The organism is Pseudomonas sp. CFBP 8770, from assembly GCF_014841705.1.
Taxonomy (GTDB): domain Bacteria; phylum Pseudomonadota; class Gammaproteobacteria; order Pseudomonadales; family Pseudomonadaceae; genus Aquipseudomonas.
Genome location: NZ_JACYUL010000010.1, coordinates 106,626 through 118,880, shown reverse-complemented (window position 1 = coordinate 118,880; position 12,255 = coordinate 106,626). Strand labels below are relative to the sequence as shown.

Here is a 12,255-nt window from a genome sequence, read left to right as displayed (position 1 = left end):
GACACGAACCGAAAGTTCGCAGCAAGACAACCCACAAACATCACATACCCGATTCGCTGGAGTGCCTCGCGAGGGCATCCTGGCTACAGAATTTCTTGACGACCATAGAGCATTGGAACCACCTGATCCCATCCCGAACTCAGCAGTGAAACGATGCATCGCCGATGGTAGTGTGGGGTTTCCCCATGTGAGAGTAGGTCATCGTCAAGATTGAATTCCGAAACCCCTATCTGCGTAAGCATGTAGGGGTTTTGTCTTTCTAGCGTTTTGTTGTAAGACCCCTCCTACTTATCGGCTCAACATTCAGTTGTCTCTTACAAACTGGGCAGACCCGGCTGGCTCAACTCGCGAAGCCACATCTGATAAGGTTGAACCTTGATTCACGCTTATCTCAAGGACTTCGCCCATGTCGGCTGTGTCACCTCTTACCCCCGGTTTCATGGTCGTACACGGCAATCGTCTGGACGAACTGCGCAGCCTTGTCGTGAGCTGGATGCGCCTGTACCCACTGCGTCCGCTGGAAAATGAAATCATCCTGGTGCAGAGCAACGGTATCGCCCAGTGGCTCAAGCTCGCGCTTGCTGCGGACGAAGGCCCGGATGACGAAGGCGGCGTAGGCATCTCCGCAGCGGTAGACGTGCAGTTGCCGGGTAGTTTCATGTGGCAGTTGTATCGGAGCGTACTGGGGCAAGACCAGATCCCTTCTTCCTCGCTACTCGACAAGGCGCCGCTCACCTGGCGCTTGATGCGCCTTCTGCCGCAACTGATTGACCAGCCCCATTTCGAACCCCTGCAGCGCTTCCTGCTTGACGACAACGACCTGCGCAAGCGCTACCAGCTGTCCGAGCGTCTGGCAGACCTGTTCGATCAATACCAGGTCTACCGCGCGGATTGGCTGCAGGACTGGGCGGAGGGCAAGCATCAGCTGCGCAATGGCAGGGGTTTGAGCAAACCCCTGCCGGCAGGCAACTGCTGGCAGGCGGAACTGTGGCGGGCATTGCTTCAGGATGTCGGCTTCGAAGGCATGGCGCAAAGCCGGGCAGGCGTGCATCAGCGTTTCATGGAGGCTGCAGCGGCGCTGGATCAAGCGCCGTCAACGCTACCCTCGCGGGTCATCGTGTTCGGTATCTCTTCATTGCCTGCACAAGGCCTGGAAGCCCTGGCGGCGCTGGGTCGATTCAGCCAAGTGTTGCTGTGTGTGCACAACCCCTGTCGGCACCATTGGACGGATATCGTGGCGGACAAGGACCTCCTGCGTCATCAATACAAGCGCCAGGCTCGCAAGCAGGGAATGCCAGCGGTGCTGGACGCCGACAGCCTTCATCAGCATGCACATCCATTGCTCGCTGCCTGGGGCAAGCAGGGCCGTGACTACATCAACCTGCTCGACAGCTATGACGATCCCGCCAGCTATCAGTCGGCATTTCAAGAGGGTCGCATCGACCTCTTTAGCGAAAGCGAACCACAGCATCTGTTAGCTCAGTTGCAAGACGATATTCTGGAGCTGCGCCCTCTGGGTGAAACGCAGTCCACCTGGCCAAGCGTGGATATCAAGACCGACAAGAGCATCCGCTTCCATGTCGCTCATGGTGCACAGCGCGAAGTGGAAATTCTTCACGATCAGTTATTGGCAAGGTTCAGTGCCGATGCGGGACTGCGTCCACGCGACGTGATCGTGATGGTGCCCGACATCGACAGCTATGCGCCGCACATTCGCGCAGTGTTTGGCCAACTGGACCGGGAAGACCGCCGATTCATTCCCTTCACACTGACCGATCAGGGGCAGCGTGGGCGAGATCCTCTGCTTATAGCGGTCGAGCACCTGCTCAAGCTACCGGACAGCCGCTTCCCCGTTAGCGAGATCCTTGACCTTCTGGACGTGCCTGCCCTGCGGCGTCGGTTCGCGATTCAGGAGCGTGATCTACCGACTTTACGTCGCTGGATCGAAGGCGCGGGCATTCGCTGGGGGCTCCATGCGCCGCACCGCCAGCACTTGGGCTTGCCGATCGAGCTGGAACAGAACACCTGGCGCTTTGGGCTGCGGCGAATGTTGCTCGGCTATGCCGTCGGAACCGGTGTGGGCTGCAGTGATATCGAGCCCTACGACGAGATCGGCGGCCTGGACGCAGCGCTCATTGGCCCGCTGGCAGCGCTGCTGGATGCCCTGGAAGTGGCCTGTCAGCAACTTGATCGCACGGCCAGCCCGGCAGAGTGGGGTGTTCGCCTGCATCAAATGCTGCAGCTGTTCTTCACCGCCGACACCGAGCACGACGAGTACCTGCTCAACCAGCTCGAAGAGCTGCGTGAAGAGTGGCTACAAACCTGCGAGGCCGTAGGGCTAGTCGAAGCGTTGCCGTTAACGGTGGTGCGTGAAGCCTGGCTTGCAGGCCTGGATCAGGGACGCTTGAGCCAGCGTTTTCTGGCAGGCTCCGTCAACTTCTGCACCTTGATGCCGATGCGCGCGATTCCGTTCAAGATCGTGTGCCTGTTGGGCATGAATGATGGCGACTACCCTCGGGCGCAGCCACCGCTCGATTTCGACCTGATGGGCAGCGATTATCGCCCCGGTGACCGTTCGCGGCGCGAGGATGATCGCTATCTGTTACTGGAAGCGCTGCTTTCGGCCCGCGAACAGCTGTATATCAGCTGGGTTGGACGCAGTATCAGAGACAACAGCGAACGGCCGCCATCGGTACTGGTCGGGCAACTGCGAGATCATCTGGCCAGTGGCTGGAGGCTGTCGGGCGATGAGGCGCTGGACAACTCGGCAAGCGGGGAGAAGCTATTGCATGCGCTCACGCTGGAGCATCCTCTCCAACCTTTCAGCGCCCGGTATTTTCATCAGGGCAACCCAGCTCTTTTCAGCTTTGCAAGGGAGTGGCAGCACTTGCATGCGCAGGTGGCCGCACCCCATGAACAGTCGCCTCTGCAGGCTCATCGTCAGGATGAGCCACTGAGTGTGGCTCAGTTGCAGGACTTTCTGCGCAATCCTGTCAGGCATTTCTTCAGCCAACGGCTGAAAGTTTTCTTCGAGTCGGCGGAAAAGCCTGTAGCCGACATCGAGCCCTTCGTGCTCGATGCGCTGGAGCGTTACACGCTCAGTGCCAGCCTGCTCGGTGCCGGCATGGCCAGTGCCGACGCGATTGCCGAGACGCTGGAAAGCCATGCGCGCAAGTTGCAGGGCAGCGGCCTGTTGCCCATGGCCGAATTTGGCACGCGGTTGCGCGAGGAATTGATCGAGCCACTGCCCGATCTGCTCGAGCGCTACCGTCAGTTGCTTGTCATGTGGCCGTCGCGACTGGACAGTGCCCTGCCGATCACTTTCCAGGCCCAGGGCGTCGTACTGGAGGGATGGCTGGCGGGTGTCTACCAGCGTGCAGACGGCAACTACCTGAGTGTTTCAACGATTGCCAACGCCATTGGCGGCGTGCGCTCGCGCAAGTGGCATCGGCTGGTACGCCCGTGGGTGCTGCACCTGGCGTCCTGCGCCGTTGGCTTGCCGCTGACCACGGCGGTAGTTGCCAGTGACGATACCCTGCTGCTCGATCCACTGCCCCTGGATCAGGCTCGAAACGCCCTGAGCGATCTGCTGCTGGCCTGGCAGGCAGGAATGACCCGGCCGCTGCCGGTAGCAGTGAAGACGGCCGTGGCCTGGCTTTCGCACACCGATGAGGAAAAGGCCTTGGTGGCAGCACGCAAGGCGTACGAGGGCGATGGCGTGACCAGTAATGGCGAGCGTAGGGAAGCGATGGCACTGATGCGCCAGTTCGCTGATTTCGATGCCTTGATGGATGGGGAGGAATTCGAAGGCTGGGCGCAAGCCTTGTACCAGCCCATGCTGGAGGCGCCCTGGCGCTCGGTTGATGATGGGGAGGCGCGCCCATGACATCGCTCGAACGTCCACTGGCGTTGGCTTTTCCAATGCGTGGCAGCCAACTGATCGAAGCCAGCGCCGGCACCGGCAAGACATTCACCATTTCCGCGCTCTACCTGCGTTTGATACTCGGCCATGGTGGCGATATCAACGGCTTCGGGCGCGAACTGCTGCCCCCGCAGATCCTGGTAGTGACCTTCACCGATGCCGCAACCAAGGAGCTGCGCGAGCGCATTCGGATCCGTCTGGCCGAAGCCGCGCGGTTTTTCCGAAACGAAATAACGGCACCGGATGCGCTCGTCGAGCAGTTGCGCGACGAATTCGAGCTGACGCAGTGGCCGGCCTGTGCCAGTCGACTGGATATCGCTGCCCAGTGGATGGATGAGGCTGCTGTTTCCACGATTCACAGTTGGTGCCAGCGCATGCTGCGCGAACACGCGTTCGACAGCGGCAGCCTGTTCACCCAGAGCCTGGAAACCGATCACAGCGAACTGCTGGGCGAGGTCGTGCGCGACTATTGGCGACGGTTCTATTACCCGATGCACGGTGCTGCGCTGGATTGGGTACGCGCTCATCTTGGCGGGCCTGCGGCATTGCTTGGCCGGGTGCGGGGGTTGTTCGCGCACGTGCAGGGAGATGTCTCGGGCGATGAGCCCGGCGAGCTGATCGAACGCTGTCTGGCCGAGCGTGAGCGGGCCTTGGTCGAGCTCAAGGAACCTTGGCCGCAGTGGGCCACCCAGTTGCGTGAAATCTGCCTGCAGGCGGTGGCCGCCAAGGCAGTCGATGGCCGCAAGATGCAGGCACGCTACTTCGAACCCTGGTTTGAAAAGATCACCGCCTGGGCTACGGATCCAAATCAACACGACCTGGATATCGGTACCGGTTTTACCCGCTTGACCCCCGACGGCATGGCCGAAGCCTGGAAAGGCGATGCGCCGGGGCACGCCGGCTTGCGGGCGATGGTCGAGCTGCCTGCGGCACTGGCGGCTTTGCCGACGCCTGAGAGCGCGGTCCTCAAGCATGCAGCGCAGTGGATCGGCGCGCGTTTCGAGGAAGAAAAACGTCGGCGTGCCGAGATGGGCTTCGACGACATGCTGGTGCGGCTGGACCGGGCCTTGCAGGGCGCCGGTGGTGAACAGTTGGCCGAGCTGGTTCGTGAACAGTTTCCCGTTGCCCTGATCGATGAGTTTCAGGATACCGATCCGGTTCAGTACCGCATCTTCGAACGTATCTATCACATCGAGCGCAACGACCAGGAAACCGGTCTGTTCCTGATCGGTGACCCCAAGCAGGCGATCTACGCCTTTCGGGGCGCGGATATCCATACCTACCTGCAGGCACGTCGGGCGACCGAGGGCAGGCTGCATGCGTTGGGTACCAACTTCCGCTCTACCAAGGCCATGGTCGGGGCCGTCAACCACATGTTCATGCAGGCCGAGCAGCGCGCGCAGGGGCGAGGTGCATTCCTGTTCCGACAAGGCGATGAAAACCCTGTGCCGTTTCTGGATGTGCGGGCGCAAGGGCGCAAGGAGTCGTTGAGCGTGGAGGGTCAGGCTGTACCGGCCTTGACGCTCTGGCATCTGCCCAGCGACCAGCCTGTTTCCGGCGTCGCCTACCGCAAGGCGCTGGCCGGCGCCTGCGCGGCGGAAATCGTGCGCCTGTTGAATGCGGGGCAAGCTGGGCACGCCGGTTTTCAGGTGGAGGAACGCAGGGCCAGCGGTATTCTGCCGGCCGATATTGCCATTCTCGTACGCGATGGCAAGGAGGCTCAGGCCGTACGTGCCGAGCTGACCGACCGAGGGGTCCGCAGTGTGTACCTGTCCGACAAGGACTCGGTATTTGCCGCGCAGGAGGCCCACGATTTGCTGGCCTGGCTGAAGGCGTGCGCCGAGCCTGACTCGGAGCGGCAACTGCGCGCTGCGTTGGCGAGCGTGACGCTGAACCGCTCGTTGCACGAATTGGAGCAGTTGAACCTGAGCGAGCTGGAGTGGGAAGCGCGGGTCATGCAGTTCCGTGGCTATCGAAACATCTGGCGCACCCAGGGCGTGCTGCCGATGCTGCGCCGCCTGCTGCACGATTTCGACCTGCCATTGGCGCTGATCGGCCGCGACGATGGCGAGCGTATCCTGACCAACCTGCTGCACCTGTGCGAACTGTTGCAGCAGGCGTCCAGCGAGCTGGACGGCGAGCAGGCGCTCATCCGTCATCTGGGCGAACAGCTGGCGCTGTCCGGCAGTGCGGCGGAGGAGCATATTCTGCGCCTGGAAAGCGACGAGCAGTTGGTCAAGGTGGTGACCATCCACAAGTCCAAGGGGCTCGAGTATGCGTTGGTCTTCCTGCCTTTCATCTGCAGTTGCAAACCGGTCGACGGCAAGCGATTGCCATTGATCTACCACGACGCGAGCCACCGCGCGCAGTTGACGCTGAGCCCTACATCCGAACAGGTGGCGCTGGCCGACGACGAGCGTCTGGCCGAGGACCTGCGCCTGCTCTACGTTGCCTTGACCCGGGCACAGCACGGCTGCTGGCTCGGCATCGCCGACCTCAAGCGTGGCACGACCAAGGAGTCGGTGTTCCATCGCTCGGCCATCGGTTACCTGCTTGGCGGCGGGCAGCCACTTGCCGACGCAAGCCAGCTTGCGAGTTGGCTACAGGCGTCGAGCGCGGGGTGCGCAGACATCGTCAGTGTGCCAGTGCCGGAGGCGGACAATACCCGCTATGTACCGATGCGCAGCGACGCCGCGCTGCTCAAGGTGCGCCTGCCAAGGCGCAGTGCCCGGGAGAACTGGTGGATAGCGTCCTATAGCGCGTTGCGCATCAGCGACACGTTGGGCGCGGATGATGACCAGGCGCCCGACAGCGCTCTCGAGCAGAAACTGATGGACGATGAGCGCCTGGACGCGCAGGTGCCGCGCGAGGTGCCGGCCACCAGTGGTGACATTCACCGTTTTCCCCGTGGCCCCGGGCCGGGCACTTTTCTGCACGGCTTGCTGGAATGGGCAGGGCGCGAAGGTTTCGCCAGCGTTGCCGCGGCCCCGGAACGATTGGCCGACAACGTCGCGCGGCGTTGCAGTCGACGCGGCTGGAGCGGCTGGATCCCTACCCTCGACGACTGGTTGCGGCGCTTCATTGACGAGCCATTGCAGCTTGGGTCCGAACGAGCCCCGGTACGCATGGCCGATCTCGACCAATACCAGATCGAGATGGAATTCTGGTTCGCCAGCCACAAGGTCGACGTAAGTCGTCTCGATACCCTGGTGCGCCAATACACGCATCCCGGCGTGCTTCGAATGCCAGCCGAAGGCGCCATGCTCAACGGCATGTTCAAGGGCTTCATCGACTTGTGCTTCGAGCATCAGGGGCAGTATTACGTTGCCGACTACAAATCCAACTGGCTGGGTCCGGATGATGCCGCCTATACCCACGCTGCGATGACCGAATCCATTCTGGCCAACCGCTACGACCTGCAATACGTGCTGTACCTGCTCGCCTTGCACCGCCAGTTGAAGGCGCGGCTGCCAGGGTACGACTACGACGAACACGTGGGCGGTGCGGCGTTCGTGTTTCTGCGCGGCCTGGGGGCGCCCAGCCAGGGCGTTTACTTCACCCGGCCACCCCGTGAGCTCATCGAGGAACTCGATGCGCTGTTCAAAGGCGGACGCCGTGATGTCCAGGCCGACCTGTTCGAGGAAAGTGCACCATGACCCGCTCGTTTGCCGACCTGCTGCCCACCCCTCTGGATGCACACAGCCTTGCTCAGCTGCAGCCCCGGACACGCACGCCCGACCTGTTGGCGTTGCTCGAGCGCTGGGTGGAGCGCGGTTGGCTGCGTGCGCTGGACAAAGCCTTCGTAGCGTTTCTCGCCGACCTCGACCCGCAGGGCGACCCTCTGGTACTGCTCGCTGCCGCCCTCGCCAGCCACCAGCTGGGGCATGGGCATGTCTGCCTGGATCTGGCGGCGACGCTGCAGGCACCGGATTTCGCCTTGTCCCTGCCTCCCGAAGGCGACTTGCAAGGGGGCGTGGCCCTGCTGCCATCGCAGTTGCTTCAAGGCCTGGGTGCCGAAGCCTGGCTTGCCAGCCTGGCGAACAGCTCCTTGGTGGGGAGCGCAGATGACCCGACAGGCAGCTCGCCTTTGGTGCTTTCGAGCCAGCGCCTGTACCTGCGTCGTTACTGGGCGTACGAGCGGCGTATCGGTGATGCGCTGCGTCAGCGGCTGGACGCGCGGGAGCCGGTACCGGAAGACCTGGCACAACGTCTGACGCAATTGTTCGGGGCCACCGACGGGGCTCGGATCGACTGGCAGAAACTGGCTTGCGCGCTCGCCGTGCGGGGTGCTTTCAGTATCGTTACGGGCGGCCCGGGAACGGGCAAGACCACCACGGTGGTGCGCCTGCTGGCACTTCTGCAAGGGCCCGCGGTGGCGCAGGACAAACCCCTGCGTATTCGGCTGGCGGCACCGACCGGCAAGGCAGCGGCACGGCTGACCGAGTCGATCAGCTTGCAGGTCCAGAGCCTGCAGGTGGACGCTGCAATCAAGGCGCGTATTCCGACCGAGGTGACCACGGTTCATCGCCTGCTGGGTAGCCGTCCGGGCACGCGGCATTTTCGTCATGATGCGGCCAACCCTTTGCCGCTGGACGTACTGGTGGTGGACGAAGCCTCGATGATCGACCTTGAGATGATGGCCAACCTGCTCGATGCGCTGCCGCCCCATGCCCGGCTGGTGCTGCTGGGCGACAAGGACCAGTTGGCCTCGGTCGAGGCAGGTGCGGTGCTGGGCGACCTGTGCAGCCAGGCCGAGGCCGGCTACTACAGCCCGGCGACGCGCGCCTGGTTGGAGCAGGTCAGCGGCGAGGACCTCGCACGCAGCGGGCTGCTCGAAGGCAACGAGCATGATCACGCCCTGGCGCAGCAGGTGGTGATGCTGCGGCACTCGCGCCGATTCGGCGAGGACAGTGGCATTGGCCAGCTGGCAGCCAGGGTCAATTTGCAGGACGCCGACGGCGCGCGTGCCTTGCTGCAGGAAGGCCAGTATCCCGATGTTCATTGGCTGCCGCTCAAAGGCGAGCACGATGTGGCTTTGCTGCGCCTGCTGCTGGACGGGCATGGTCGCGACGCCGACGGACCACAAGGCTACCGACGCTATCTGGAGCAGATCGACGCCGCTCGCCCGCCGGCCGACACGCGCCTGGAAGATGAAGCCTGGGCCACCTGGGCGCGTGGGTTGCTGAACGCTTTCGATGAGTTCCAGTTGCTGTGCGCCGTGCGCAAGGGGCCTTGGGGTGTGGAAAGCCTGAACGCCCGCGTGACCCAGGCCTTGACCCAAGCGCGCCTCATTGAGGGTGGCCAACCCTGGTATGAGGGCAGGCCTGTATTGATGACACGCAACGACTATGGCCTGGGCTTGATGAACGGCGACATCGGCATTGCCCTGATGCTGCCCGAGGGTGGCGAGCGCGATCGAATGGTGCTGCGCGTGGCCTTTCCCCGCAACGACGGGCAGGGCGGCATCCGCTTTGTGCTGCCAAGTCGCTTGAATGACGTGGAAACGGTCTATGCGATGACGGTGCACAAATCCCAAGGGTCGGAGTTCGCGCACACGGCGCTGATCCTGCCCGACGCCTTGAATCCGGTTTTGACCAAGGAGCTGATCTACACCGGCATCACTCGCGCCAAGCACTGGTTTACCTTGGTTGAATCCCGCAAAGGTGTGTTTGAAGAGGCTGTGCGGCGCCGGGTGAAAAGGCTCAGCGGGCTGATGCTCGAGTGGAAGTCGTGAGAGTGCGTGACGCGGCTTGCGCCGCTGCTACAGGGGCTCGGTGGTGCGCGAGTGTCCCATCAACAGCGCAGCGTTGCGGTCGGTGACGTCGCGGATGTAATCCCACAGCAGGATGATCCGCTTGAGCTTGCGCAGGTCCTCTCGGCAGTACATCCAGAACTGCCGAGTGATATCGACTTCTTCGGGCAGGACTTCCACCAGGCGTTCGTCCTGAGCGGCGAGGAAGCACGGCAGTATGACCAGCCCGTGTCCCTGAAGCGCGGCGGTGTATTGGGCGATCACGCTGGTGCTGCGCAGCCCGGCGTTGACGTTGGGCAGCAGTTTGTTCAGGTACAGCAGCTCGGAGCTGAACGCCAGGTCGTCGACGTAGCTGATGAACCGGTGCTCGCTGAGTTGGGCGCTGCTTTCGATGGGCGGATGGCGATCCAGATAGGTCCGCGTGGCATACAGCTTGAGCCGATAGTCGCAGAGTTTGCAGCAGACATAGGGCCCGTGTTCGGGACGCTCCAGGGCGATGACGATATCGGCTTCGCGTTTGGACAGACTGATGAAGTGCGGCAGCGGCAGGATATCGACCGAGATGGCCGGGTAGGTGTCGACGAAATGGCTCAGCTGCGGGGTGATGAAAAAGCTGCCGAAGCCTTCGGTGCAGCCCATGCGGATATGCCCTGACAGCGCCACGCCAGACCCTGAAACCTGCTCGCAGGCCATGTGCAGGGTGCTTTCAATCGACTCGGCCGAAGCGAGCAGGCGCTGCCCTTCGGCGGTGAGGACGAAGCCTGTGGTCCGCGACTTCTCGAACAGCAGGGTACCCAAGGCATTTTCCAGCGAGCCGATGCGCCGCGATACGGTGGTGTAGTCCACCCCCAGGCGTTTGGCCGCGATGCTGGCCTTGCGGGTGCGGGCCACTTCGAGAAAGAACTTGAGATCGTCCCAGTTCAGGCTGCTAAGGTCTTTTTGCATGTTGGACCGGCTTTATTGTGAGTTCTTGTTAGATGTTTGCAGCATCTATACTCCATCGCAGAACCGTCTCGCCACAACAATAAATACGCGGAGGTCATCCATGAACGTGTCCGTTCAACCGAATGCCAGCAAGATCGACGATGTAAAACTGCTGATCGATGGCCAGTGGGTCGCCTCGACCACCCAGGAATGGCGCGACATCATCAACCCGGCCACCCAGCAAGTGCTGGCGCGGGTGCCCTTCGCCACGACCGACGAGGTCGATGCCGCAGTAGCCGCCGCGCAGCGTGCGTTCAAGACCTGGCGCCTGACGCCACTAGGTGCGCGCATGCGCATCATGCTCAAGCTGCAGGCATTGATCCGGGAACATTCCAAGCGCATTGCGCAGACCTTGAGTGCCGAGCAGGGCAAGACCATTGCCGATGCCGAGGGCGATATCTTCCGCGGCCTGGAAGTGGTCGAGCATGCCTGCTCCATCGGCAGCCTGCAGATGGGTGAGTTCGCCGAGAACGTCGCCGGTGGCGTCGATACCTACACGTTGCGTCAGCCCATCGGTGTGTGCGCGGGGATCACGCCGTTCAACTTCCCGGCGATGATTCCGCTGTGGATGTTCCCGATGGCGATCGTCTGCGGCAACACCTTCGTGCTCAAGCCTTCGGAGCAGGATCCGCTGTCCACGGTCCAGTTGGTGGAGCTGGCATTGGAGGCGGGCGTGCCGCCGGGTGTATTGAACGTGGTGCACGGTGGCAAGGACGTCGTCGATGCGCTGTGCACCCATGCCGACATCAAGGCGGTGTCGTTCGTCGGTTCGACCGCTGTCGGCACTCATGTGTATGACCTGGCCGGCCGGCATGGCAAGCGCGTGCAGTCGATGATGGGCGCGAAGAACCACGCCGTGATACTGCCGGACGCCAACCGCGAGCAAACGCTGAACGCGCTGGTCGGGGCCGCTTTCGGTGCGGCCGGGCAGCGTTGCATGGCCACCTCGGTCGCCGTGCTGGTAGGCAAGTCGCGCGAGTGGATTCCCGATATGAAGGCGCTGGCACAGAAGCTCAAGGTCAACGCTGGCAATGAACCGGGCACCGACGTCGGCCCGGTGATTTCCCGCCGCGCGCTGGAGCGTGTAACGGCCTTGATCGACAGTGGCGTTCAGGAAGGCGCGACGCTGGAACTCGACGGTCGCGGTGTGCAGGTGCCTGGCTACGAGCAGGGCAACTTCGTTGGCCCGACCTTGTTCAGCGGTGTCACCACGGACATGCAGATCTACACCCAGGAGATTTTCGGGCCGGTGCTGATCACCCTGGAGGTGGATACCCTTGATGAGGCCATTGCTTTGGTCAATGCCAACCCGTTCGGCAACGGCGTGGGTTTGTTCACCCAGAGCGGCGCTGCGGCGCGCAAGTTCCAGAGCGAGATCGACGTGGGCCAGGTAGGCATCAATATCCCGATTCCCGTACCGGTGCCGTCGTTCAGCTTCACCGGGTCGCGCGGCTCCAAGCTTGGTGACCTCGGGCCCTATGGCAAGCAGGTGGTGCAGTTCTATACACAGACCAAGACGGTCACAGCGCGCTGGTTCGACGATGACAGCGTAAACGACGGCGTCAACACCACCATCAACTTGAAATAGGGCATTGCC

At 62.4% G+C, this 12,255-nt stretch carries 5 protein-coding genes and 1 rRNA gene; 5 read left to right on the top strand and 1 reads right to left on the bottom strand.

The window, feature by feature from the left end; all coding sequences use genetic code 11:
* Positions 1 to 94 precede the first annotated feature (94 nt).
* The 4 genes from rrf to recD all read left to right on the top strand — a co-directional run bounded on the left by rrf (position 95) and on the right by recD (position 9,656).
* A 5S ribosomal RNA gene (gene rrf, locus IFT98_RS19950) occupies positions 95 to 210 on the top strand.
* Positions 211 to 406: 196 nt separating this feature from the next.
* The gene (gene recC, locus IFT98_RS19945; protein WP_192051313.1) at positions 407 to 3,886 is read left to right on the top strand and encodes an exodeoxyribonuclease V subunit gamma; all 3,480 of its coding nucleotides are present in this window, start codon (positions 407 to 409) and stop codon (positions 3,884 to 3,886) included.
* Positions 3,883 to 7,578 (top strand): exodeoxyribonuclease V subunit beta, encoded by a 3,696-nt coding sequence (gene recB, locus IFT98_RS19940; protein ID WP_192051311.1) that lies wholly within the window; start codon positions 3,883 to 3,885, stop codon positions 7,576 to 7,578. The genes recC and recB overlap by 4 nt, the downstream gene beginning before the upstream one ends.
* Positions 7,575 to 9,656 (top strand): exodeoxyribonuclease V subunit alpha, encoded by a 2,082-nt coding sequence (recD, locus tag IFT98_RS19935; protein ID WP_192051309.1) that lies wholly within the window; start codon positions 7,575 to 7,577, stop codon positions 9,654 to 9,656. Before recB ends, recD begins: the two co-directional genes overlap by 4 nt.
* Before the next feature lie 27 nt (positions 9,657 to 9,683).
* Here the strand turns inward: recD and IFT98_RS19930 are convergent, their stop codons facing one another.
* A complete protein-coding gene (locus tag IFT98_RS19930) occupies positions 9,684 to 10,619 on the bottom strand; it encodes a LysR family transcriptional regulator (protein WP_122480251.1) in 936 nt (311 codons plus the stop codon).
* 100 nt (positions 10,620 to 10,719) lie between these two features.
* On the opposite strand from IFT98_RS19930, the gene IFT98_RS19925 reads away from it, so the two are divergent.
* Positions 10,720 to 12,246: a CoA-acylating methylmalonate-semialdehyde dehydrogenase gene (locus IFT98_RS19925; RefSeq protein ID WP_192051307.1), complete on the top strand. Its 1,527-nt coding sequence runs from the start codon at positions 10,720 to 10,722 to the stop codon at positions 12,244 to 12,246.
* Positions 12,247 to 12,255 lie beyond the last annotated feature (9 nt).

What these genes read in the sequence shown, in the direction of transcription:
- recC (WP_192051313.1), top strand. Translation starts at nt 407, where the DNA reads ATGTCGGCTGTGTCACCTCTTACCCCCGGTTTCATGGTCGTACACGGC.
- recB (WP_192051311.1), top strand. Translation starts at nt 3,883, where the DNA reads ATGACATCGCTCGAACGTCCACTGGCGTTGGCTTTTCCAATGCGTGGC.
- recD (WP_192051309.1), top strand. Translation starts at nt 7,575, where the DNA reads ATGACCCGCTCGTTTGCCGACCTGCTGCCCACCCCTCTGGATGCACAC.
- IFT98_RS19930 (WP_122480251.1), bottom strand. Translation starts at nt 10,619, where the DNA reads ATGCAAAAAGACCTTAGCAGCCTGAACTGGGACGATCTCAAGTTCTTT.
- IFT98_RS19925 (WP_192051307.1), top strand. Translation starts at nt 10,720, where the DNA reads ATGAACGTGTCCGTTCAACCGAATGCCAGCAAGATCGACGATGTAAAA.